Origin of the sequence: Ensifer adhaerens (assembly GCF_013283195.1) — a bacterium.
Taxonomy (GTDB): Bacteria; Pseudomonadota; Alphaproteobacteria; order Rhizobiales; family Rhizobiaceae; genus Ensifer; species Ensifer adhaerens_G.
This window is the reverse complement of sequence record NZ_JABEKT010000005.1, coordinates 86,345-109,295: the sequence shown is the minus strand read 5'-3', so window position 1 is coordinate 109,295 and position 22,951 is coordinate 86,345. Positions and strand designations below refer to the sequence as shown.

The window sequence follows — 22,951 nt, the reverse complement described above, 5'->3', positions numbered from 1 at the left end:
GCCTATCCGTATCAGTAGACGGCCGCGTAGCGGGCGCAGAGTTCATCAGGCGAGAGGCCATCGACGATCTCGATTTCCTTGCGCTTCATCGCGACGTAGCAATCGAGGAAGTCCTTGGCGAACCAGCCGGTCACCACCTTGTCTTCGGCAAGCGTTTCGAGTGCTTCCGGCAGGCTGGACGGCAGGCGACGGATGCCGAGCTTCTTCTGGTCCGCGTCGGAAAAATCCGATGGGTCCGAGTTGATCAGCGGCGGCTGTTCGAGCCCGGCACGGATGCCTTCGAGGCCGGCCTTCAGCAGCACGGCCAACGACAGATGCGGGCTCGCGCAGGCGTCGGCGGCGCGGTATTCCATGTTGAACTGCTTGGCCGGGTTGCTGCCGGGAAGATCCAGCGTTGGGCAAATTCTCAGCGTTGCCTCGCGGTTCTTCTCGCCGAGGCAGGTATAGGCGGCGCTCCAATGATGCGGAACGAGCCGCATGTAGGACAGCACCGACGGGGCGGTGAAGGCAGTCAATGCCGGCAGATGGCGGATGACGCCGGCGGCGAAGGAGCCGGCAACTTTCGACAAGCGACCTGGGCGGGATGCGTCGAAGGTGACCGGGTTGCCGTCAAGATCCGTGAAGCTCACATGCAGGTGCACGCCGTTGCCGACGCCGTTGGCGCTCGTCTTCGGCGCAAAGCTCGCGTTCCAGCCGAAGAGCGCTGCTACCTCCTTGGTGATGGCGCGGATCGTCGCGCCGCGGTCGGCCGCCGTCAGTGCATCCGCAGGCCGGCAGGTGATCTCGAACTGGTCCTTGCCGTATTCCGGCAGGAACATTTCCGGCTCGGCACCCGCCTCTTGCAGCGCCGTCATCAGCAGCGGGCCGAAGGGGTCGGCACGGCGCTCGGCGCGCAGGCCGAAGGATGGCGCGTCGGGCCAATCGACGCCGAGAAGTTGGAATTCCTGCTCGACGGCGGAGATGACTTTCAGGCCGGCCTCACGCTCGAACTCCTCAAGGGTGCGCTTGAGGAAACTGCGCACGCAGCACTCCCACGGGTCGCCCTTGAGGTCGGTGATATCGGAATGATAGAAATGCAGCGGCGTGACGTCGGGCAGGCAGGTGACGCGCGCCTTGCTCGCCGGATCGGCCATCAACCGGAGGTCGCCGGAAGAGCCCCAGGGATTGTTCTCGGCAATCTGGTCGAACGGCGTCAACGCCAGATTGGCCGGGACCCAGCCGACGCCCTTGCGCAGGTAGTCGTCGATCTGCGAGGCGGCGAAGCTGCGACCGCGGGTGATGCCGGCGATATCGGTGGTGACGAAGGTTGCGAGTTCCGTCAGTGCGGAGTGCGCCTTGCCGTTGTTGGTCTCGGTCATGAATTCCCCTCTTGTCTCAAGATCTTCGGCGATGGCTCAGGCCTGGCGCAGGCCCTGAATGCGGCTGACGACAGTGTCGGTATCGGTGGTCCAGCAGTAGCCGGAATAGGCGCGAAGGGCGCCTTCGTGGCGCTCGGGGCTGTAGGTCGCACAAGCGTCGTTGACGACGGTGACGAGGTAGCCGCGATCGGCCGCATCACGCACTGCCATGTCGACGCACTGGTCGGTGATGACGCCGGCGATGATCAGGTAGCGGGTGTTGAGATTGCGCAGGATGTAATCGATGTTGGTGGAGTTGAAGACGCCGGACGAGGTCTTCGGCAGCACGATCTCGTTGTCGATAGGCGCCAGCTCCGGAATGACCTGACCTTCGGGCGAGCCCTTCGGCACATGCATGTCGGACAGTTTATGGTCGAGCGAGCGGTCGCGACCGTCAAGCGTCAGGCTCTCGATGATGGTGTGCAGCACTTCGCAGCCCGCAGCGCGGGCGGCCTCCAAAATGCGGACCTGGTTGGGGATCACCGTCTGGCGCAGCCGCTTGTGATAATAGCTGTCGGCGTCCTGCGGGTGGGTCGGATCGAGATTGGGTTCGCACCAGATGCGCTGCATGTCGACGAACAGCACTGACGTGCGGCCGCGCTCGTAGTCGCTGTCGCGTCTCAGCATGTCGTCCCCGACCTTCACTGTAACGGCACTCATTCGGATTCTCCTCGGTTGTGGTTCTGGCCTTGCGGCAGGCGTGTCAGCGGCCGTCGTCGACGTTCGGGTTGAGAGCGTCTTCGGTGATGGCGTAGCCGCGGCGCAGCTCCTCCATCTTCTCGATGCGGGCACGGGATTGGGTGGCGAGACGGGCCGTCAGCGCCGCGATCAGCGCTTCCGTCTGGGCGATTGCCGGCACCATCGTGTCATAGGGCGAGACCGTGTCGACCGGCGCCGTCAGCGTGACGGTGGCAAAATCGGCGATAGGCGAAAGCCACCGGTCGGTGAACAGTACGATACGGGCGCCTTGTGCGGCCGCCTGCCGGGCGAAGCGAATGGTGTCGTTCTGGTAGCGGCGGTAATCGTAGACGAACAGCACGTCGCGCTTGCCGAGATCGACGAGCTGATCGACTTGGTCGGCCTGGCTGCCGTTGATCCAGCGGGTGTCGCCCCTGAGCTGCTTCATATGCGACCAGAGCAGGCCGGCGAGAAAGCCGCTGAAACGTCCACCGAGGCAATGCGCTCGCGCGCTCGTGTCGGCGGCTGCGTCGACGGCTGCCTCGAAATCCTCCGACGGCAGCATCTGCATCGAGGCTTCGAGCGCATGGATGCTGGCGCGCAGGAAGTACTGGTAGAAATTCTCCTGCTCCAGCGACGGCCGTCGCTCGTCGAGCATCGACAGCGGCGAGCTCATGCGCTCCTGAACTTCGCTGAGCAATGCCTTCTGAAATTCCGGATAACCCTCGAAGCCGAGCGTGTTGGCAAAGCGCACGACGGTCGGATTGCTGACCCCCGCCGAGGAGGCCAGATAGGCAACGGTATTCAGTCCCGCTGCCGGATAGTTCGCCAGCAGCTGTCGCACGATCTTCAGTTCCGATCGTGTGAAGGTGATGGTTCCGTCTGTCAGTCGATCCCGGATTGCCACGATTTCCGCCTCCCAAAAACGATGGCTTGAACCCCGATTTCTAATTTTTGTTACATAATTGCTAGCAGAGAATGTTTTTTGAAACAAGATTGACATTTGATCGAGATGGGATAACTTTCATTTCGGGAACTGGCCCGAGCCAAAAATGAACGGCGGGCCGACAAATCGGGGGAATGCAGATGGTTCGCGTCAGGCGAGAAACCGTCGTCGGTATCCTTTTAACGTCGTTGCCGCTGCTGGTGGCTGCTGCCGTCGCCTCGTCGGTCTTTCCGGGCAGCGGCGAGCGCCTCGTGACGCTGTTCATGATCAACGTGATCGCGGTGCTCGGCATCGGCATGTATGCCGGCAATTCCGGCATCGTTTCCTTCGGCCATGTCGGCTTCATGGCGATCGGTGCCTATGCGTCCGGACTACTGACCATCAACCCGATCGTCCAGAAGACGGCACTGCCGCATCTGCCGGAATGGCTGGCCGGCATCGGCATGTCGTTCCTGCCGGCCCTTGCCGTGGCGCTGGTGGTGGTGGCGCTGGTCGCCGTTTTGATCGGCATACCCGTTGCGCGCCTTGCCGGTTCATCGGCGTCGATCGCGACGCTCGGCTTTCTTGTCATCGTCCACGTGGTGCTGGTTGCATCGACCGACATCACTCGCGGCAGCCAGACCTTCTTCGGCATTCCGCGCGCGGTCAACCTGTGGGTGGCGCTGCCTTTTGCCATCGCCGCAATTGCCGTTGCGCGTCTCTATCGGGACTCGAGCGCCGGCTTGAAGCTCCGGGCGTCACGCGAGGACGAGATCGCCTCGACGGCTGTCGGGGTCAACGTCAAGCTCCATCGTTTCATCGGCTGGGTGCTTGGCGCCATTCTGGCGGGGGCCGCCGGCGCGCTGCTGGCGCATTTCCTCGGCGCCTTCTCACCCAAGGATTTCTACTTCAACCTGACCTTCGTGCTGCTCGCCATGTTGATCCTCGGCGGCGTCACCACCGTATCGGGTGCCGTCGGCGGCACGGCGGTGATCATGCTGATCGTCGAGCTTCTGCGCAAACTCGAAGGCGGCGTCGACCTCGGCTTCGTCACGCTGCCGACGGTTTTTGGCCTGACCGATATCGGCATCGGCGTCGCGATCCTGGTGGTGATGTACCGGTTGCAGGACGGGCTTTTCGGTGTCCGGGAGCTAGACGAGCGTCTCGGCTGGCTGAAGCGCTTCGCCGCCAAGCCTGCGGTATTGTCTGACGGTGCGCAAAAGATTGCGCCGATCCCGGCGGGCGGAACGCTCAAGGTCGAAAATCTCGGCAAGAAATTCGCCGGCCTCGTTGCGCTGGAAAATGCCAATTTCGAGATCAAGCCTGGCCTCGTCACTGGCCTGATCGGCCCGAACGGCGCCGGCAAGTCGACCCTGATCAATAGCGTTTCCGGCGTCGTGCCGCCCTCGAGTGGCCGCGTGCTGATCGACGGCAAGGATATCGCGTCGCTGCCGGTGCATGCCGTTCCCGTTGCCGGGCTTGCACGCACGTTTCAGAACATCCGCCTGTTCAAGAACCTGACCGTGCTTGAGAACGTCACAGTGGCGGCAAGCGCGCTCAAGGGCAACGGCGAGGACCCGATGGAAAGCGCCCGGCTGGTGCTGGCCGAGGTCGGGCTCGACGGCTTTGCCGATCAGCTCGCCGGCACGCTCTCCTATGGTGCGCAGCGTCGTCTCGAGATTGCCCGCGCGCTGGCGCTGAAGCCGCGTTACCTGCTGCTCGACGAGCCGGCGGCCGGCATGAACCCGGCCGAAACGCAGGAGCTGATGCATGTGCTCGACCGCATCCGCACGAAGTATCGCCTCGGCCTGCTCGTCGTCGAGCACGACCTGAAACTGATCATGCGGCTCTGCGATATCGTCGTCGTCCTCAACAAGGGCCAACAGATCGCCATCGGCACGCCGGCGGAGATCCAGGCCAATCCGGCCGTGATCGAAGCCTATATCGGCCGTCGCCGCTCGGCGGGGCAGGCAAAACGCGAAGCTGTCGAGGCCGGAGGCCTCCAGCCGAGTGCAAGCGGTCTTCAAAATCCAGCTTGATCAGCAAACGAAATCAGAAAGAGGGAGCTTACCGATGAAATCCAGTCTCAGGACATTGTGCCTCACCACCATCCTTGGCGGCTTCGCGCTGTCGCCGCTGCCGGCATTCGCCGAGGATCTGGTGATCGGCCTTGCCACCGCCCAGACCGGCGGCCTTGCACCCTATGACCAGCCGTCGCTGAAGGGCCTGGAAATGGCGGTCGAGGAAATCAATGCGGCCGGCGGTGCTGCCGGCAAGTTCCCGATCAAGCTCGTTGCCAAGGACACCCGCTCGGACGCCGCCCAGACCGCGCTGGTGGCGCAGGAACTGGTCGACGAGGGCGTCAAGATCATGATCACCCCCTGCGACGCCGATCCGTCGATCGCTGCCGGCCAGGTGACGCAGGCTGCGCAGATCCCGGCCTTCTCGTTCTGCGCGACGACCCCGACCATGCCGCTTGCTGTCGGCGACTACATGTTCGGCAACTATCCGGCCGACAACGTCCAGGCCTCGGTGCTTGCAACCTACGCCGTCGAGAAGGGTTACAAGAAGGCCTATATCCTGAAGTCTCCCGACAGCGCCTATACGCTGAAGCTTCCGGAATATTTCGGTGTAGCCTTCAAGGCCAAGGGCGGCGAGCTTCTGGGCGAAGGTACCTTCAGCATGGGCCAGCAGGATTTTGGTGCTGAAGTCACCAAGATCAAGGCGATGAACCCGGCGCCCGACGTGATCATGACGGCTGCCTACGAGCCCGATTTCCCGGCCTTCATCCGTCAGCTGCGTGGCGCCGGCGTCACCATCCCCATCCTCGGCAGTGACGGCATCGATTCGCCGACGACCTTTGGCCTTGGCGCCACCGTCGACGGCGTGGTGTTCACCACCGCCGGCTTTGCCAGCGAGGGCAGCCCGCTTGCCGACTTCAACGTCAAGTACAAGGAGAAGTTCGGCCAGGAGCCGGATACGGTCTACATCGCCAACGGCTACGATCTCGGCAAGGTAATCGACGCAGCGGTGACCGAAGCCAACAGCACTGATCCGGTCGCTATCCGCAATGCCATCGCTTCGCTCGAAAACGTCCAGGGCGTCACCGGTCCGATCAGCTACGCCGGCACGCAGGGCATGCCGCTGCGCTCGGTGTCGCTGGTGCGCATCGGAGGCGGCAACCGCGAGCTGATCAGCCAGGGTGTTCCGGCCGCAGCCGACATCCCGGCTCCCTGAACTGTCGCCGCTTGCGATCTCCGGCGAGGGTGCCGGAGATCGATCGGCCGGAGACGGCCGTCTCGCAATCCATGGCAAGGACTTTGCCCCGATGATGCACAGTGAAATTCCCGCGCAGAAACCGCTGCTCGAAGTCAGTGGCCTCAAGGTCGCCTATGGTGCCGTCGAGGCGCTGAAGGGTGTCGACCTCACCGTCGGCAAGGGCCAGATCGTTACGCTGCTCGGCGCCAACGGCGCCGGCAAGAGCTCGACTTTGAATGCGCTGGTGGGGCTGGCAGCCAAGAGGGCAGGGCGAGTGTCGTTCAATGGCCAGGACATTTCCGGCCTGCCGCCGGAACAGATCGTCCGGCTCGGCATGACGCTGACGCCTGAAGGGCGGCGCATCTTTCCGAGCCTGACGGTGGACGAGCACCTGCTGCTCGGCGGCGCCATGCACAAGGCGCGGGGTGCTATCTCCGAAGTGCGCGAAGACATGCTTTCGCGCTTCCCGATCCTGAAAGAACGTCTCAGCCAGAAGGCCGGTTCGCTGTCCGGTGGCGAGCAGCAGATGCTGGCGATCGCGCGTTCGATGATGTCTTCGCCCGACCTCTTGTTGCTCGACGAGCCTTCGCTTGGGCTCGCGCCGCAGGTTGTCGACCTGATCTTCGACCTGATCGCCGGCCTGCGCCAGAAGGGCCTGACCATCCTGCTGGTCGAACAGAACGTCGCGCTGTCGCTTGAAATCGCTGACGCCGGCTACGTCATGGCGAATGGCCGCATCGTGCTCTCCGGCACTGCCGCCGAGCTTCGCAATTCAACCGAAATCCAGGGCGCCTATCTCGGCGCCTGAGGCCCGGGGGCAAAGAGGTCACGACAATGGACATGTTCCTGCAGCAGTTGGTCAATGCGCTCAGCCTCGGCGGCACCTATGCGCTTCTCGCGCTCGGGCTTGCGGTCGTCTTCTCGATCATGGGGCTGATCAATTTCGCCCATGGCGAGTTGATGACGGCAGCCGGCTACGGCCTGTGCTTCGCGCTGCTGCTCGGCCTGCCGTTCCCGCTCGCCGTCTTCGGCGCGCTGATGATCGCCGTCGTGCTTGCCATGCTGATGGAGCGCGTCGCCTTCCGGCCGGTGCGCGGTGCCAGCGGCACCACGCTGCTTCTGACCAGCTTTGCAGTCAGCGCCATCCTGCGCGTCATCTTCCAGAATTTCATCTCTGCGCGGCCGAAGCCCGTGCCGATGCCGGAGAGCTTTTCCGGCACGATCGAGATCGGCGGCCTACATCTCGGCCTCATCCAGGGTACCTCGATCCTCGTCACCGTCATTATGCTCGTCGGGCTCAATCTGTTCCTGCGCACCACCGTTCTCGGTCGGGCTATGCGCGCGGCATCCGAGGATTTCGCCATCGTCCGGCTGATGGGCATTCGCGCCAACGCAGTTGTGGCGACCGCCTTTGCCATTTCCGGGCTGCTCGCGGGTGTTGCCGGCATTCTCTGGGTGGCGCAGCGCGGCAGCGTCGATCCGTTGATGGGCTTCCTGCCGGTTCTCAAGGCGTTCATCGCCGCGATCATCGGCGGGCTCGGCAGCCTTTCCGGTGCCGTTGCCGGCGGCTTCCTGCTCGGCTTCATCGAGGTGTTCCTGCAGGCCTATCTGCCGGAAAGCCTGCTCAGCTACCGCGACGCCTTCACCATCCTGCTCGTCATCGGTGTGCTTCTCTTCGCGCCGCAGGGCCTGCTTGCACGCAAGACAATCGTCAAGCTCTGAAGGGCTTGCGGCCTACTGGTTGGAAACGCCGCGGATCACGGACCCCGCTGTTTGAACAAGACCGTCCCACTCCCTCATTCCGGCCTTGTGCCGGAATCCAGTGGCCCGACGTCGGTCGGGCCGAAGGACTTTCCAGCCCAAGGACTTGAGCTGGTCCCGCAGTTCCTATGGAACTGCTAGAGATTTCTGTCACAAGCACAGAAATGAGGGGTCTTGTGGTCCGACTGCTGATTTCCCGATCTTGCCGTGATGAGGGATACTTGTCGATCGTCGCCGCGCGGTCCGGCCCTCCAGCGCCCTTGGAAAGCTGCCGCTGGGACGTTACGCCAAGGCCTTGCTCTGGAAAGGCAGAATACTGTCGTCTTTCGCCAAATTCCGGAAACAAAAAAACGCCGCGGTGAGGGCCGCGGCGAGTTGGTTGGCTGGTCTGTTGGTTGGCGCAGTTCCGGGGAAAGGCCTTCCCCGGATTTGCTTTGGATCAGCGCGCCGGCGGCGCGTACATCAGGCCGCCCTGGTTCCAGAGCTTGTTGAGGCCGCGGTCGATCTTGAGCGCGCTGTCCTTGCCTAGGTGCTTTTCGAACACTTCGCCGTAGTTGCCGACGGCGGAGATCGCCTGGAAGGCCCAGGTCGGCCCGAGACCCAGAGCCTTGCCGGCTTCGTTGTCGATGCCGAGGAAGCGCTTCTGGCCGACCGTACCGCTCTCCTGCATCTTCGTCGCATTCTCCTTGGTGATCCCAAGCTCTTCGGCTTCGATCATCGCGAACAAGGTCCAGCGGACGACCTTGAACCACTGCTCGTCGCCCTGGCGCACGGCCGGGCCAAGCGGTTCCTTGGAGATGACTTCGGGCAGGACGACGAAGCGGTCCGGGTCGTTCAGCGTCAGACGCTGCGCGTAGAGCGCCGAGGCGTCGGTCGAGTAGACGTCGCAGCGTGCGGTGTTGAAAGCCTGGATCGTCTGGTCGGGCTTTTCAAAGGCGATGACCTGGTACTGGATGTTGTTGGAGCTGAAATAGTCGGCCATGTTCTGCTCGGTGGTCGTGCCGGTTTCCGTGCAGACTGAGGCGCCCGAAAGTTCCTTGACGCTTTTCACGCCAAGGTCATTGCGCACCATGAAGGCTTGGCCGTCATAGTAGTTGACGCCGACGAAGCTCATGCCGAGATCGCTGTCGCGCGACAGTGTCCAGGTGGTCTGGCGCGAAAGCAGGTCGACTTCGCCCGACTGCAGCGCGGTGAAACGCTCCTTGGTCGAGAGCGGCACGTACTTGACCTTGTCCGGGTTGCCGAGTGTGGCGGCTGCGACCGCGCGGCAGAAGTCGATGTCGAAGCCGCTCCACTCGCCCTTGTCGTTCGGCGCGGAAAAGCCGAGCACGCCCTGGCTGACGCCGCAGCGAAGTTCGCCGCGTTCCTTGACGACGTCGAGCGTGGCGGCGCTGGCGGCCGTTCCGGCGAGAAACGCCGCACTCGCAAGCGCTAGAATTGCTGATTTCATTGTCCTGTTCTCCTCTTGTTATGCTGTTTTGAAGGCATGCGTCTTCGCTGCCGGGGCGCGTGTGCGTCCCGGCCAACTGGCTGTCTTTTCGGCGGTATCGAGCTCGGCCTTTAGAGCGTTTCCGATTTAGACGGAAACACAGAAACGCTCTATGTCTCTGTTTTTAAGCATTTCCTGACGGAAAACCGCTCCGCACTTTTCCTGGAAATGCTTTAACCGAGCCTTTTGCTCACATCCGCAAAGGTCTCTTCGAGCACGGCGAGCAGATGATTCGCGTCGCGTTTCGAGAAGATCATCGGCGGGCGCATCTTCAAGACGTTGTCATGCGGCCCTTCCGTCCCCATCAGCACGCCGCGCTGGCGGGCGCCGTTGGAAACCGCCCGGGCAAATTCGGTGGCGGGTGCCTTGGTCTTGCGGTCGGTCACCAGCTCGATGCCGAGGAACAGCCCCATGCCGCGCACGTCGCCGATCACCTCGTAGCGCGCCTGCATCGCCTTGAAGGAGGAGATGAGATAGTTGCCGACGGCAAGCGCGTTGCCGCGCAGGCCCTGGCCCTCGATGACATCGAGCACCGCGAGACCGACGGCGCAGGAAACCGGGTTTCCGCCGAAGGTGTTGAAGTACTCCATGCCGTTGTTGAAGCTGTCGGTGACCTCACGAGTGGTGACGACGGCGGCGAGCGGATGACCATCGCCGATCGGCTTACCCATGGTGACGATGTCGGGAACCACGCCTTGGGTCTCGAACGCCCACCAATGGCTGCCGACGCGGCCGAAACCGACCTGGACCTCGTCGGCGATGCAGACGCCGCCGGCTTCGCGCACCAGGCGGTAGACTTCCTTCAGGTAGCCGTCGGGCAGGAACACCTGGCCGGCGACGCTCGGGATCGATTCCGCGATGAAGAAGCCGGGACCTTCGCCCTTGGCCTGCATGGCGGCGATCTGCTCGGCAACGCTTTCGGCAAAACGCTTGCCGTGTTCCTCGGCCGGCCAGTCCGCCGGGGCGCGATAGCTGTCGGGAACATTAGCCACATGCACATGCGGCTTCGGACCCTTGCCACCCTTGCGACGGAACTTGTAGGGGCTGATGTCGATCAGCTCCTGCGTGGTGCCGTGATAGGACCAGTCGAGCGTGATGGCATTTTCGCGGCCGGTATGGGCGCGCACTAGGCGCAGTGCCAGGCTGTTTGCTTCCGAGCCGCTGTTGACGAAACCGGCAACCGTCAATTCCTTGGGCAGCGTCGCTGTCAGCCGTTCCGCATAGGCGACGATGTTGTCGTGCAGGTAGCGGGTGTTGGTGTTGAGGGTCGCTGCCTGCTTCGCCATGGCCTCGACCACGGCCGGATGGGCATGGCCGATGTGGCAGACATTGTTGAAGCAGTCGAGATAGGCGCGGCCGCTGATCGTCGATCAGCCAGACGCCTTCGCCGCGCACGAACTTGATCGGCTTTTCGTAGGAGATCGAGAGGTTCGGCAGCAGCAGTTCCTTGCGCAGCTTGACGATCTCGTCATGCGCGCGACCGGTTTTCGCGTAAAACTCTTCGGCAATACCGGCGAAGGTGCGCGCATCGGGGAAGAGTTCGGCCCAGACGTCGAGATATTGCGGTTCGCCGACGCCGAGGATTTCGGTGGCCGAGAGGCTGGGGTCGATGGAAAGCTGCAGGTGCAGGTGCGGCGCCCAGCCGCCGTTTTCCTTCGGCGTTCCCATTTCACCGACAAGCGCGCCGGCTTCGAGCCGGTCGCCGGCCCTGATCCGGCCGATCGCCTCATGCGCCATATGGCCCCAGAGCGACACGAAGGGCGGGCAGCCCTCGGGCTCGTGGCGAAGCGCAATCAGGCAGCCATAGCCAAGCGGGTCCTGTTCGATCTCGACGCTGACGACAGTGGCGGCCACTGGTGTGAAGACCTTGGTGCCGGCGGCCATGAACAGGTCGAGGCCGAGATGGTGGGTGCGGCGGTTGTTCTCGACCAGCCGCGAGACAAACATCTCGCCGGCATAGACCGTGCGGGCCTCACCCCAGGGGCCGATGCCGAGGTCGATGCCGTTTTCGCGGCAATAGTCTTCCCAGATGGACTGGGCTTCATCCGGCTGTTCGCCTGCGGATTTGACCGTCATCGGATGATCAGGATCGCCATAGGGCACGAGCGCTGCCGGATAGGTCGCAGCCGGGCGCTCCAGAAGGGGCGTAAGCGTCTTGCGGTTGTCGGCGATCCAGGCGGCAACGCTGCGCGTTCCGGGTGCAGCCTCAAAACCGCAGGCCTTGCGCAGGATCGCGGTGGCGAAGCGACGGTTCATCCGGTCGAGCTTGCGCAGCAGTGTCCAGGCCGGCTTTTCGCTGATCGCGAGATAGGGATTGTCGGCCGTGTGCGCGCGGCGCGAGGCGGAGATGGTCACCGATGTGACGAGGCGCATGACGATAAGGTCGAAGAGAAGATCGACTTCTTCTTCCAGCAGCGGATATTCGGCGTGGAAGCCGCGGGCGATGGCGGCCGTGGCGCCGATCGGATCGGGATGGTCGAGCCCGGCATAGGCGGCGGCAATCGCGACTTCGGCGATGACAGGCGCATAAAGCGCGTCGCCAAAATCGATCAGGCCCGAGATACGGTCATGATCTGATTTGTCGACCAGCACGTTCCAGTCGTTGGCGTCGTTGTGAATGACGGCCGAGCGCAGCGTCGCCAGCTTCGGCTCAACCGATTGCGTGAAGCGGGCGAGGAAACGTTCCAGCAGCGCCCGGTCTTCAGGGGCGGAGATATGGGCGAGCCTGTCCCTCGAACGGCCGGCGTTGCGGATGTCCCAGTCGAGGTCGCGCAGCGCGCCCGGATGCATGAAGCCCTTCAGCGAGGCGTCGAAGCGGCCGAGCATATGGCCGAGCGACTGGAGCGCTGCGGCGTTGCGGCCGGTTTCGGCAAGCGGAACGCCCGATACCCAGCTGACGAGACGCAGCCGGTGGTGCACGCCGTGCTGGCTGGTGGTTTCGGCAAGGCTGGTGCCGGCCAGGGTCGGCCGGATGTGCGGCACCGGCAATTCACCGGCGAAGGTTGCGACGTGGCTCAGCAGCGCCGTCTGGAAATCGCTCTCGACCTCCGGTTCGGCGGCATTGACGACCTTCAGGATATAGCTGGCGCCGCCTTCTGCCTCGACCTTGAAGTTCTGGTCGCGTTCGCTGGCAAGCAACGACAGCGTGCCGGAAAGGCCGTAATGCTGCTTCAGCAACGCTGCCGCCTGGTCGATGGAAAAGTCTGGTGTCGTCTTCAGCATGTCGTTCATAGGGAGCCCTTTGTCTTGGCGGCAGAGTTGCACGAGCGGCCCAGGCATGCATCCGGCAATATGCCGGTTGCACCGGCATTATGTTTATAATAACCGTCATCTTGTCGGCGCGCTCGGAGGCAGAAATCATGCAGGACATCGACGCGATCGACCGGACGATCCTGAGCATCCTGTCGCGGGAGGCGCGCATCCCGATGAAGTCGCTGGCGGGCCGGATCGGGCTTTCCAGAAGTGCGACGACGGAGCGGGTCACGCGTCTCGAAAAGGCGGGCATCATCCGCGGCTACCGCGCCGATATCGGCCAGCTGGAGGAGGGACAGATCCAGGCCTTCCTGCTCGTCACCCTCCAGCGCACGCCATCGATCGGCGTGCTCGACCGGCTCGCGGGCTTTTCCTCGGTACGCAAGGTTTCGTCCGTCAGCGGCCAGCTCGATCTGGTGGTCGAGGTCGAGGTCGGATCGATCAATGCGCTGAACGAACTGCGCAATGAGGTGGCGACCATGGATAATGTCGAGGACCTGACGACGTCGATCGTGCTCCGGCGGGATATCGAACGGAGCTGATATTCCCGGGGATATCGAAACGGGGGATATGGAAGGAAGCTGAGACCTTTTCGCTCAGCCTTCGCTCAGTATTTCCGCCCCGCCGGCGAAGCGCTCGACCAGCGTTCGGCGCACGCGGCCGATGTCGCGCATCGGCGGCTCGCCGAAGTGGCGGGCATACTCGCGGCTGAACTGCGACTGGCTTTCGTAGCCAACCTGATGGCCGGCGTCGCCCGCATCGAGGCTTTCCTCCAGCATCAGGCGCCGTGCCTCCTGCAGTCGCAACTGCTTCTGGTACTGCAGCGGGCTCATGGCCGTGATCGCCTTGAAATGGTGGTGCAGCGACGAGACGCTCATCGAGACGCGGCTTGCCAGGTCGTCGATGCGCAATGGCCGGGAGTAGTGCTCCTTCAGCCAGGCGACGGCGCGGCCGACCTGGTGAGGCTGGCTCTCGGCGGTTGCCATCTGGCGAAGCCGATGGCCGTGTGGGCCGGTGACCAGGCGATAGAGGATCTCCTGCTCGACCAGCGGCAGCAGTGCCGGAATGTCATCGGGCCGGTCGAGCAGGCGCAGGAGCCGGAGGGCTGCGTCCTCGAGGTCAGGCGTGATCTTGCTGACCGTCATACCCCGCGGCGAGGCGGTCGTTGGCAGTGGCCCCTGCGCCAGAAAATCGAGCAATGCCGGGATCTTGGCCGTATCGATCTGGAAGGCGAAGCTGAGATAGGGTTCATCGGCCGAAGCCTTGCAGACCTGCGACAACACCGGCAGGTCGATCGACGTCAGCAGATAATCGGATGCGCCATAGATCAGCGTCTCGTCGCCCAGCACCACGCGCTTGGCGCCCTGAACGATGACCGCAAGGCTCGGCTTGTACGCGGCGCAGTTGACCGGCGCATCGCCGGAATGACGATGAATGCTCAAACCGGGGATTGCAGTCCGGTGATCGCCGTCTTTCCCGGTGATCCGGGCAATGACGTCCATCATGTCCTGTCTGGCAGTCTGTCGCGTGGCTGTCATATTCTTTGGTCTTTCCAGTGGCTTAGCATTGTGTGAGGCTATGCTCAGATAGGGCTTCGGAGCGTACTTGCCATTATGCATTTTTCATTCTTGCAGGATCGGGCAAAAACTTTGCAGGATCGCGATAACGCTTTTGTCGATGGCGAACGCATAGTCCCTGCCTGCGATCTGCCGGTAACGCTCGGCTTTTCGCATCTCCCAAAATTGAAGGACAGACTGATGGCCATTGCAAGAGGATATGCGGCGACCGACGCGTCGAAACCGCTTACGCCCTTCACCTTCGAACGTCGCGAGCCGCGCGACGACGACGTGGTGATCGACATCAAATATTGCGGCGTCTGCCACTCCGACATTCACCAGGCACGCAACGAATGGGGCAACTCGGTGTTCCCGATGGTTCCCGGCCATGAAATCGTCGGCATCGTCACCGCCGTCGGCTCCAAGGTGACCAAGTTCAAGGTCGGCGACCGCGCCGGCGTCGGCTGTTTCGTCGATTCCTGCACCACCTGTGCGACGCGCGATCTCGATCTCGAACATTACATGCCGGGTCTGGTCGTGACCTATAACGGCCTCGAGGCGGACGGCAAGACCGCGACCCAGGGCGGCTATTCCGATAGCATCGTCGTCAAGGAAGGCTACGTGCTGTCGATCCCGGAAAACCTGCCGCTCGATGCGGCGGCGCCGCTGCTGTGCGCCGGCATTACGCTCTACTCGCCGCTCCGTCACTGGAAGGCTGGTCCCGGCAAGAAGGTCGCGATCGTCGGCATGGGTGGTCTCGGCCATATGGGCGTCAAGCTTGCCCACGCCATGGGCGCTGATGTTACCGTTCTCAGCCAGACGCTTTCCAAGAAGGAAGACGGGCTGAAGCTCGGTGCGGACCACTACTATGCCACCAATGATCCGGAAACCTTCAAGGCGCTGCAGGGCACGTTCGATCTGATTATCTGCACGGTGGCGGCCGAGATCGACTGGAACGCCTATGTCAACCTGCTGAAGGTCGACGGCAATTTCGTGCTGGTCGGCATCCCGGAAAATGCCGTGCCGGTGCATGCCTTCTCGCTGGTGCCCGCGCGCCGCAGCATTTCCGGCTCGATGATCGGTTCGATCAAGGAAACCCAGGAAATGCTCGACTTCTGCGGCGAGCACGACATCGTTTCGGAGATCGAAACGATCAAGATCCAGGAGATCAATGAAGCCTATGAGCGGGTCGTCAAGAGCGACGTGCGCTACCGCTTCGTCATCGACATGGCTTCGCTTAACGCGGCATAAGCTTGTCGGAAATGGTCCCGGGTGCCGATCGGGTCCCGGGACCATTCTTGTTTTGTTCAAACGAGCGGCAGCGGGCCGTCGTTCTTGATCTCTTCCATGACGGCGTAGGTGCGGGTCTCCTTGACCCCCGGCAGCGTCCACAGCACCTGGCCGAGGAAGTTGCGGTAGGCCGCCATATCCTCGAAGCGGGTCTTGACGAGATAGTCGAAGCCGCCGGCGACCATGTGACATTCGAGCACGGCCGGCGCCTGCTTGATGGCGGTCGCGAACTGGTCGAAGACATCGGGCGTCGTCTTGTCGAGCATGACCTCGATGAAGACGAGCAGGCCGAAGCCGAGTTTCTGCGGATCGAGGCGGGCGCCGAAGCCCGAAACATAGCCTTCCTTCAACAGCCGGCGCAGCCGCTCGCTGGTCGCCGTCGGCGACAGGCCGATGCGATCGGCAAGCTCCAGATTGGTGATCCGGCCGTCCGCCTGCAGGATGTTGAGAATTCTACGGTCTATCTTGTCGATCTGATGCATGGTGCCGCCTCCCGCCCGCGCCTCAGGCGGCAAGTCGCGTTTCCGCGAGTTTCACCCAATAGGAGATCCCGTGCGGGATCGCTTCGTCGTTGAAATCATAAGCGGGGTGGTGCAGCCCGGCGGTGTCGCCGTTGCCCATGAAGATGAACGCGCCCGGGCGGGCGAGCAGCATATAGGAGAAGTCTTCTCCGCCCATCATCGGGTCGAGCGACGGCCTGATGTTGCCTTCGCCGGCGATTTCGGCAGCCGCCTTCAGCGCGTAGGCCGTTTCGTCCTCATGATTGACGGTCACGGGATAGTTGCGGCTGTACCAGACGTCGACGGTGGCACCATAGACGTCGGCGATGCCTTCGGCGATCAGCCGGATGCGGGTCTCGCCGATATCGCGCACTTCCGGCTTCAGTGTGCGCACGGTGCCGCCGAGCACAGCTTCCTCCGGGATCACGTTGTGGGCGAAGCCGGCGTTGAACGTGGTGACCGAGACGACGACCGATGCGAGCGGATCGACGGTTCTCGACGCGATCGTCTGTAGCGCGGTGACGATCTGGGTGCCGATGACGATCGGGTCGATCGTCTTGTGCGGCTGGGCCGCATGGCCGCCGCGGCCCTTGATGGTGATGGTGAACTCGTCCGTTGACGCCATGATCGCGCCGACGCGGCTGCCGAAATGACCAATGGGCATGCCCGGCATATTGTGCATGCCGTAGACTTCGGCGATGTCGAACCGCTCCATCATGCCGTCCTTGACCATCTCATGGCCGCCGCCGCCGCCTTCTTCGGCTGGCTGGAAGATCACGGCGACGCTGCCGGCAAAGTTGCGCGTCTCGGCCAGGTACTTGGCCGCGCCAAGCAGCATGGCGGTGTGGCCGTCATGGCCGCAGGCGTGCATCTTGCCGGATGTTTCCGACGCCCAGGGCTTGCCAGTGGTCTCGGTGATCGGCAGCGCATCCATGTCGGCACGAAGGCCGATGGTGCGGCCGGGACCGAGATTGCCCTTGATGAGGCCGACGACGCCCGTCTGGCCAAGGCCAGTCACGATTTCGTCAACGCCAAATTCCTTCAGTTTATTTTCGACGAAGGCTGCCGTATTTTCCACCGCGAACAGGAGCTCGGGGTTCTTGTGCAGATGACGCCGCCATTCGGTGACTTCGTTTTGCAGTTCGGCGGCACGGTTGAGAATCGGCATGAGATACGTCCTGTCGGTCTGTTCGATCACATCTATCTGCGGTGGATTGGCGCAGCAGCCAATGAATGGGCTTTGCCATCTCCTCGCCATATAGGCTAAATAGCCGAACGAGACGAGGCAACAGCGGAATTTCGAGGTCTATGGTAGTGACAGCAGGATTTTTCACGCGTGGCAAGGCAAAGGCAATGGGTGTCGTGGCTGGCACCTGCGCGAGCCTTCTCATGGCTTTGCCGGCATTTGCCAATCCGCGGCTCGTCGTCGACGTCAATACACTGAAGGTTTACGAGCACCAGGATATCTTCCAGAAATGGTATCCGGCATCGCTGACCAAGCTGATGACGGCCTATACCGCCTTCCGGGCGATCAAATCGGGACAGCTGGCGCTGACGAGCCCGGTCGTGATGACCAAGAACGCCGCCTCCGAGCCGCCGAGCAAGATGTTTTACAAGCCCGGCCAGGCGATGACGCTCGACAGCGCCCTGAAGATGATGCTGGTGAAGTCGGCCAACGACGTGGCGGTGGCGATCGCCGAAACCGTTGGTGGCTCCGAGCCCGCCTTTATCGACCGGATGAATTCCGAGGCGCGCCGCATCGGCATGACGTCGTCGCATTTCGTCAACGCCAACGGCTTGCCGGGGCCGGGCCAGTACACCACAGCGCGCGACCTTGCGGTGCTGGCGATCACGCTGAAGCGCGAGTTTCCCGAATATGCTTCCTATTTCTCGCTGGAAGGATTTACCACCGGCAAGAAGGACTACCCGAACTACAACATGCTGATCGGCCGCTTCGAAGGCGCTGACGGCATGAAGACCGGCTTCATCTGCGCGTCCGGTTTCAACCAGGTCTCCTCAGCGACGCGCGACGGCCGCAGCGTCGTTTCGGTCGTGCTTGGCGAGGACAGCCTCGGCGCCCGTGCCGATGAATCCGCGCGGCTGCTGCAAATGGCGCTGACGACCTCGGGAGCGGCCAAGCCATCGCTGGTGCAGATTGCGCCCTATGGCGAAACACGCGACCTGGTTGCCGACGTCAGCAAGCAGATCTGCTCGCAGGCCGCCGCCAAGGTGCGCAGCGAAGGTCGCGACGAAGCCGGACGGCAGAAGCTGCTTTCGCCGTTCATCCACGAGATCAACCGCCCGCTGAAGCTGGCCTTTGCCGGCCTCATCCCCGGCAGCGGCGACAAGCTGGCCAAGGCCGGCTCTGATCCGGCCGGCCAGGGCGACGTCGCCAATGTGCCGATCCCGGTGCCGCGGCCGAGCCTCTGATCGGAGTTTTCCATGGTTAGCCCACTGCCGGCGGTGCCGGTTTCGATCCTGACCGGTTTTCTCGGTGCGGGCAAAACGACGCTTTTGAACCGTCTGCTGAAGGATCCGGATCTCTCGGACACGGCCGTGATCATCAACGAGTTCGGCGATGTCTCGATCGATCACCTCCTGGTGGAAGCCTCGAGCGACGGCGTCATCGAGCTTTCCGACGGCTGCCTGTGCTGCACGGTGCGCGGCGAACTGGTGGATACGCTTGCCGACCTCATGGACCGGATGCAGACGGGGCGCATCAAGCCGCTGAAGCGCGTCGTCATCGAAACGACCGGGCTTGCCGACCCGGCGCCGGTGCTGCAGTCGGTGATCGGCAATCCGATAATCGCCCAGAGTTTCCGCCTCGACGGTGTGGTGACGGTGGTCGATGCGGTCAATGGCTTGCAGACGCTTGCCAACCACGAGGAAGCGCTGAAGCAGGTCGCGGTCGCTGATCGCATCGTCATCAGCAAGGCTGGCCTCGCCGATGGCAAGCAACTGGACGAGCTGCGGTCGCGCCTGCGCGGGATCAATCCGCGTGCGCCATTCATCGACGGAGACGGTCCCGAGGCGGGCAAGGGTGAACTATTTGCCTGCGGCCTCTATGACCCGGCCTCGAAGATCGCCGATGTCGGCCGCTGGCTGCAGGACGAGGCGGATCACGACCACGACCACCATGGTCACGACCACCATCACCATGGTGGGGATCACCATCACCATCACCACGACCATGGCCACCACCACCACCACGATGTGACCCGTCATGGTGCGGACATTCGTTCGTTCAGCATCCTGCATGACAGGCCGATCGAACCGATGGCGCTCGACATGTTCATCGATCTCCTGCGCTCGGCCCATGGCGAAAAACTGCTGCGGATGAAGGCGATCGTCTCCGTTTCCGACAACCCGGAGCGACCGCTGGTGCTTCACGGCGTGCAGAACGTCTTTCATACCCCGGAGCGGCTGACCGCCTGGCCGGATCCGGTCGATCGGCGGACACGCATGGTCTTGATCACCAAGGGGCTGAGCGAAGCTTTCGTGCGCGACCTTTTCGATGCCTTCACCGGAAAGCCGCGAATCGATCGTCCCGATGCCCAGGCGCTTTCGGACAATCCCTTGGTTGTCCCCGGCATGAAGTTCTAGGATTTTAACGCTGCAGTCGGCGGCGTCTTTCTGCCAATGCTGTGCAATAAGGTTAAAATCCGTAGTACTTTCGGGTGATCATTGGCGGCGACGGCAAACATTTTTGGGCTAATATTCTGGCGTTACTTAAAATGTACCGAGATTCTCCAGAAAACGCTGCCTCGCGTTTCCCTCCTCCCGGGTTGCGCCCAGCCGAGTGACCCTTTGGTCGCATAAGCAATTGTAAAGATTGTAATAGTCTGGATTTTACGGGTTCCCGTCTAAAGGGTGCTTGTCTATTTCTTAGATCACAACGCGAATATTTCGGCTGTGTTTCAGACGTACCACCCGTATCTTCGTTCGTGCCGCCGCGGTATCCGTTCACTTTCTAAATTAACTAGAAGTTAAGTGTGTTCTTTTAAACGCGAACCTGATGAACTAGCATGTTCGTTGCGGAGGGAGAGCAACGACCATGTCGATATCAGTTGCATTTGTTGACGACCATCCGATCCTTCTGGAAGGGCTGGTCAGTTTATATTCTGGAAAAAGTGACCTCGAGATCGTCGCGAAGGGCGAAAACGCGGTCGATGCTTTGAAAATAGTTGAAGAATTTTCACCTCAAGTTCTCGTGCTCGATTTGAGCATGCCCGGCGACGCCATTGCGGCTATCGAGCTGGTTGCGCAAAAATACAAAGACACGCGGATCATCGTCTTCACCGCAAATTCAAGCATTGAAACCGCGATACAAGTCCTGAATTACGGAGTCTCTGGCTATGTGCTGAAAGGCAGCAGCGCCAGCGACCTTCACGAGGCCATACGCACCGTCTATGACGGCGAGACGTTCATCACGGCGGGGTTCGCGACCAAGGTCATCATGGCCATGAAAACAGCGGAAATCCGCCGGCGGTCTCAGGCACAACGACGCCTGAGCCTGCGCGAGGAGCAGATCGTTCGCCATCTCATGCGTGGCAGCACGAACCGCGAAATAGCGGCCTGTCTTGATATCAGCGAAAAGACCGTCAAACATTACATGACGGTCTTGATGCAGAAACTCGATGTCAGGAACCGTGTGGAAGTGGTGCTGGCAGCGCAGCGCCTGGATGTCCTGCCCGACGGCTCTGCCGAGCGCGGCGCATCACGGCGCATCAACTAGAGCATCCTGCCTTCGAGTGGTTTCACCGAAGGCGGACAAGATGCTGCAGAAACAATGCACCAGAGCGCCGCATTCCGCGCGAATGCGGCGCTCTGAGCCGTGACGGCGATTGTGCAAGTCGACGAACAATCAACCAAATCTATGGACGATCGAACGGGCCGCCGCTGTGATCGAGCGGCAGAACCGCGGTCACCACCATGCCGTTTGGCCGGCGGATCATCCGCATGCGGCCGCCAAAGGCGCGAATGCGGCGTTTCTGCGTGATGGTACCGAGCCCGGTCCGCGCCGTGCTGCGCGGGGTCACTGATGTCGATGGTGCGTCGCCCACATCGGCCACTGTAATGAACAGACGGTTGTGGCGCGTGCCGTAGCGCAGATGCTGGCCGTTGCCCGGCGCATGCCGTTCGCTGTTCATCAACGCTTCCTGGATGAAGCGATAGACGCAGATGTTCAGGTGTGCATCCACCTTCTGCGATGCGATCAGCCCGACCACATCGACATCGCGGCCTATGAGATCCACATGCCGCCTTACCGCGAGCAGGATCGTATCGTTCAGCGACATGTCGTCGAGTTCCGGCAGCACGAGATCGGAGGATATGTTCCTCAGATCTTCAAGAACCGTCGTAACCGTGCTGACCAGCCTGTCGATTTCTTGCGGCTTGATGGCCGCTGCGGTTTGGCCGCCGGTCGGCGGCGAGGCCATGTCGCTGAGCTTCAACTTGAGCAAGGTCAGCAGTTGGACCGGGCCGTCGTGCAGATCGGATCCGATCTGGTCGAGGATCATCTCATTGAGCTTGCCGGCCTCGAGTCGGGCCGTTTCTGCCGCTGCGCGCAGCCGACGGTTCTGGTTGGACAGTTCAAGTGCCCGTCCAAGACTGTGGCGGATGGCCGCGTGTTGCCGATCGATGAGCAGGCTGCCGCTACGCACGATCAGGAAGAGCAGCGCCAGCATCGGCACCGAAACGAGGAGCACGATGGTGACCGTCTCGCGCCAGGCAGTTGACAGCTCACCCCTCAGAAAATCGGGACGCTCGTAGAATTCGCCGACCACCAGCACCTTGCCGGCCTCATCGCGCACGAGGGGCGCGTAGACCTCGATGTACATGCCGCGCTGCTCTTCGCCGGTATATTCATGCTTCTCGATCATGGTGCGAGAGACGACGATTTCTCCCGCCAAGGCACGCTGCAGCTCTTCAAAGACAACCTCTTCGTCGATCTGCTTGCCTGACGTCGAATACATCAGGCCCCCGTCGGGACCCCAGATTTTCAGTTCGTGCACATGCTGACCGAGAGCGCTGGTGCCGAGAAGCAGCTTCAGCTTGTCTTCTACGACGGGCGGAAGGACGCCACTCTTGATGTCTTCCTCGGAGATCAGCGGTGCAACGAACGTCTGAAGATAGGCGGCGCCGAGCGAGCCGACGCTGTTGAACACGGTTCTCTCAAGGCGGCTTGTCGTCCAGATCGCGAGCGCGATCATCAGCGCCACGACGATAAACGAGGCGATGATGATGAACCGAACTTCAAGCCGGAGCCGTTGGAATGTCGACGCCAGCTTTTGCAGAGTGGCTGAACTGCTCAGGTTCAGCGGAAAGATGCGCTTGGCCATTTCGGTGTTGTTCCCGCCGGCATCCATGAGACTTGTCCGATCGCGTTTCTGCGATCTTATATGCTCTATTCCTTAAAAATGCCTCCGCCAATTCCGGCATCGTCCGTCAAAAGAAGCCAAAAGTCGCAATTGAGGCAAGGGAATTCTGTAGTCAATCAAATGGTTACGGTTAACTTTCCAACCGAGAAGGACCTGCGTCACAGGCAGGGCTGCCCGAGGCGGGTGCCAAAGCTTTGCGGACATTCGCGCAACGCCGGCATGCGAAATCTTGCTCAGACTAAGGTCCGAGAACGGTGGGGACCAAAGTCGCTCGACCGCAACACCGGACAACCCTTCTATCTCGCAACCGTCGAGATCACCGAACCGCTCGACAAGCTCGGCGGCCGCAAGCTCATGCCCGGAATGCCCGTCGAAGTGTTCGTCCAGACCGATGAGAGAACCGCGATCTCGTACCTCACAAAACCATTCTCCGACCAGATGCTCAGAGCCTTCCGCGAGGAATGA

General features: G+C 62.0%; 18 protein-coding genes and 1 pseudogene. 10 read left to right on the top strand and 9 right to left on the bottom strand.

What is annotated here, in order from left to right:
- Positions 1 to 11: 11 nt before the first annotated feature.
- From LPJGGPFB_RS29785 to LPJGGPFB_RS29775, 3 genes are read right to left on the bottom strand one after another with little or no spacing between them, the layout of a single operon-like run.
- A complete protein-coding gene (locus LPJGGPFB_RS29785; RefSeq protein ID WP_173423547.1) occupies positions 12 to 1,358 on the bottom strand; it encodes a glutamine synthetase family protein in 1,347 nt (448 codons plus the stop codon).
- Positions 1,359 to 1,394: 36 nt separating this feature from the next.
- Complete coding sequence (locus LPJGGPFB_RS29780; protein WP_173423546.1) at positions 1,395 to 2,057, bottom strand: cysteine hydrolase family protein; 663 nt, start codon at positions 2,055 to 2,057, stop codon at positions 1,395 to 1,397.
- 43 nt (positions 2,058 to 2,100) lie between these two features.
- Positions 2,101 to 2,982, bottom strand: a complete 882-nt coding sequence (locus tag LPJGGPFB_RS29775) for an SIS domain-containing protein (RefSeq protein ID WP_173423545.1) — start codon at positions 2,980 to 2,982, stop codon at positions 2,101 to 2,103.
- Positions 2,983 to 3,161: 179 nt separating this feature from the next.
- On the opposite strand from LPJGGPFB_RS29775, the gene LPJGGPFB_RS29770 reads away from it, so the two are divergent.
- The 4 genes from LPJGGPFB_RS29770 to LPJGGPFB_RS29755 all read left to right on the top strand — a co-directional run bounded on the left by LPJGGPFB_RS29770 (position 3,162) and on the right by LPJGGPFB_RS29755 (position 7,980).
- On the top strand, positions 3,162 to 5,039 hold the full coding sequence (locus LPJGGPFB_RS29770; RefSeq protein WP_173423544.1) for a branched-chain amino acid ABC transporter ATP-binding protein/permease: 1,878 nt from the start codon (positions 3,162 to 3,164) through the stop codon (positions 5,037 to 5,039).
- Positions 5,040 to 5,073: 34 nt separating this feature from the next.
- The gene (locus LPJGGPFB_RS29765) at positions 5,074 to 6,237 is read left to right on the top strand and encodes an ABC transporter substrate-binding protein (protein WP_173423543.1); all 1,164 of its coding nucleotides are present in this window, start codon (positions 5,074 to 5,076) and stop codon (positions 6,235 to 6,237) included.
- A 91-nt stretch (positions 6,238 to 6,328) separates the two neighbouring features.
- Positions 6,329 to 7,066: an ABC transporter ATP-binding protein gene (locus LPJGGPFB_RS29760; RefSeq protein WP_234903143.1), complete on the top strand. Its 738-nt coding sequence runs from the start codon at positions 6,329 to 6,331 to the stop codon at positions 7,064 to 7,066.
- A 26-nt stretch (positions 7,067 to 7,092) separates the two neighbouring features.
- Positions 7,093 to 7,980 (top strand): branched-chain amino acid ABC transporter permease, encoded by an 888-nt coding sequence (locus tag LPJGGPFB_RS29755; RefSeq protein WP_173423542.1) that lies wholly within the window; start codon positions 7,093 to 7,095, stop codon positions 7,978 to 7,980.
- A gap of 478 nt (positions 7,981 to 8,458) precedes the next feature.
- Here the strand turns inward: LPJGGPFB_RS29755 and LPJGGPFB_RS29750 are convergent, their stop codons facing one another.
- Together LPJGGPFB_RS29750 and LPJGGPFB_RS29745 are read right to left on the bottom strand one after the other, a co-directional pair.
- On the bottom strand, positions 8,459 to 9,469 hold the full coding sequence (locus LPJGGPFB_RS29750; RefSeq protein ID WP_173423541.1) for an amino acid ABC transporter substrate-binding protein: 1,011 nt from the start codon (positions 9,467 to 9,469) through the stop codon (positions 8,459 to 8,461).
- 212 nt (positions 9,470 to 9,681) lie between these two features.
- Positions 9,682 to 12,739, bottom strand: a pseudogene (locus LPJGGPFB_RS29745) (aminotransferase class III-fold pyridoxal phosphate-dependent enzyme).
- Between the two features lie 80 nt (positions 12,740 to 12,819).
- On the opposite strand from LPJGGPFB_RS29745, the gene LPJGGPFB_RS29740 reads away from it, so the two are divergent.
- Positions 12,820 to 13,302: an Lrp/AsnC family transcriptional regulator gene (locus LPJGGPFB_RS29740; RefSeq protein WP_051509126.1), complete on the top strand. Its 483-nt coding sequence runs from the start codon at positions 12,820 to 12,822 to the stop codon at positions 13,300 to 13,302.
- 54 nt (positions 13,303 to 13,356) lie between these two features.
- Here LPJGGPFB_RS29740 and LPJGGPFB_RS29735 read toward each other — a convergent pair whose 3' ends face one another.
- Positions 13,357 to 14,298 carry an AraC family transcriptional regulator gene (locus LPJGGPFB_RS29735; RefSeq protein WP_173423540.1) on the bottom strand — a complete coding sequence of 314 codons (942 nt, stop codon included), beginning with the start codon at positions 14,296 to 14,298 and terminating at the stop codon, positions 13,357 to 13,359.
- A gap of 219 nt (positions 14,299 to 14,517) precedes the next feature.
- On the opposite strand from LPJGGPFB_RS29735, the gene LPJGGPFB_RS29730 reads away from it, so the two are divergent.
- The gene (locus LPJGGPFB_RS29730; RefSeq protein WP_173423539.1) at positions 14,518 to 15,567 is read left to right on the top strand and encodes an NAD(P)-dependent alcohol dehydrogenase; all 1,050 of its coding nucleotides are present in this window, start codon (positions 14,518 to 14,520) and stop codon (positions 15,565 to 15,567) included.
- Between the two features lie 56 nt (positions 15,568 to 15,623).
- Here LPJGGPFB_RS29730 and LPJGGPFB_RS29725 read toward each other — a convergent pair whose 3' ends face one another.
- Together LPJGGPFB_RS29725 and LPJGGPFB_RS29720 are read right to left on the bottom strand one after the other, a co-directional pair.
- Positions 15,624 to 16,088 (bottom strand): Lrp/AsnC ligand binding domain-containing protein, encoded by a 465-nt coding sequence (locus LPJGGPFB_RS29725; RefSeq protein WP_077502818.1) that lies wholly within the window; start codon positions 16,086 to 16,088, stop codon positions 15,624 to 15,626.
- A 22-nt stretch (positions 16,089 to 16,110) separates the two neighbouring features.
- Positions 16,111 to 17,274: a M20 aminoacylase family protein gene (locus LPJGGPFB_RS29720; protein ID WP_115421169.1), complete on the bottom strand. Its 1,164-nt coding sequence runs from the start codon at positions 17,272 to 17,274 to the stop codon at positions 16,111 to 16,113.
- 185 nt (positions 17,275 to 17,459) lie between these two features.
- On the opposite strand from LPJGGPFB_RS29720, the gene LPJGGPFB_RS29715 reads away from it, so the two are divergent.
- From LPJGGPFB_RS29715 to LPJGGPFB_RS29705, 3 genes are all read left to right on the top strand, one after another.
- Positions 17,460 to 18,536 carry a D-alanyl-D-alanine carboxypeptidase family protein gene (locus LPJGGPFB_RS29715; protein WP_173423538.1) on the top strand — a complete coding sequence of 359 codons (1,077 nt, stop codon included), beginning with the start codon at positions 17,460 to 17,462 and terminating at the stop codon, positions 18,534 to 18,536.
- Positions 18,537 to 18,548: 12 nt separating this feature from the next.
- The gene (locus tag LPJGGPFB_RS29710; RefSeq protein ID WP_173423537.1) at positions 18,549 to 19,709 is read left to right on the top strand and encodes a CobW family GTP-binding protein; all 1,161 of its coding nucleotides are present in this window, start codon (positions 18,549 to 18,551) and stop codon (positions 19,707 to 19,709) included.
- Between the two features lie 451 nt (positions 19,710 to 20,160).
- Positions 20,161 to 20,841, top strand: coding sequence for a response regulator (locus LPJGGPFB_RS29705; protein WP_173423536.1), 681 nt, complete (start codon positions 20,161 to 20,163; stop codon positions 20,839 to 20,841).
- 139 nt (positions 20,842 to 20,980) lie between these two features.
- Here LPJGGPFB_RS29705 and LPJGGPFB_RS29700 read toward each other — a convergent pair whose 3' ends face one another.
- The gene (locus LPJGGPFB_RS29700) at positions 20,981 to 22,474 is read right to left on the bottom strand and encodes a sensor histidine kinase (RefSeq protein WP_234903142.1); all 1,494 of its coding nucleotides are present in this window, start codon (positions 22,472 to 22,474) and stop codon (positions 20,981 to 20,983) included.
- A 231-nt stretch (positions 22,475 to 22,705) separates the two neighbouring features.
- Here LPJGGPFB_RS29700 and LPJGGPFB_RS29695 point away from each other — a divergent pair, with 231 nt between their 5' ends.
- Positions 22,706 to 22,951, top strand: a complete 246-nt coding sequence (locus LPJGGPFB_RS29695; RefSeq protein WP_173423535.1) for a beta-barrel domain-containing protein — start codon at positions 22,706 to 22,708, stop codon at positions 22,949 to 22,951.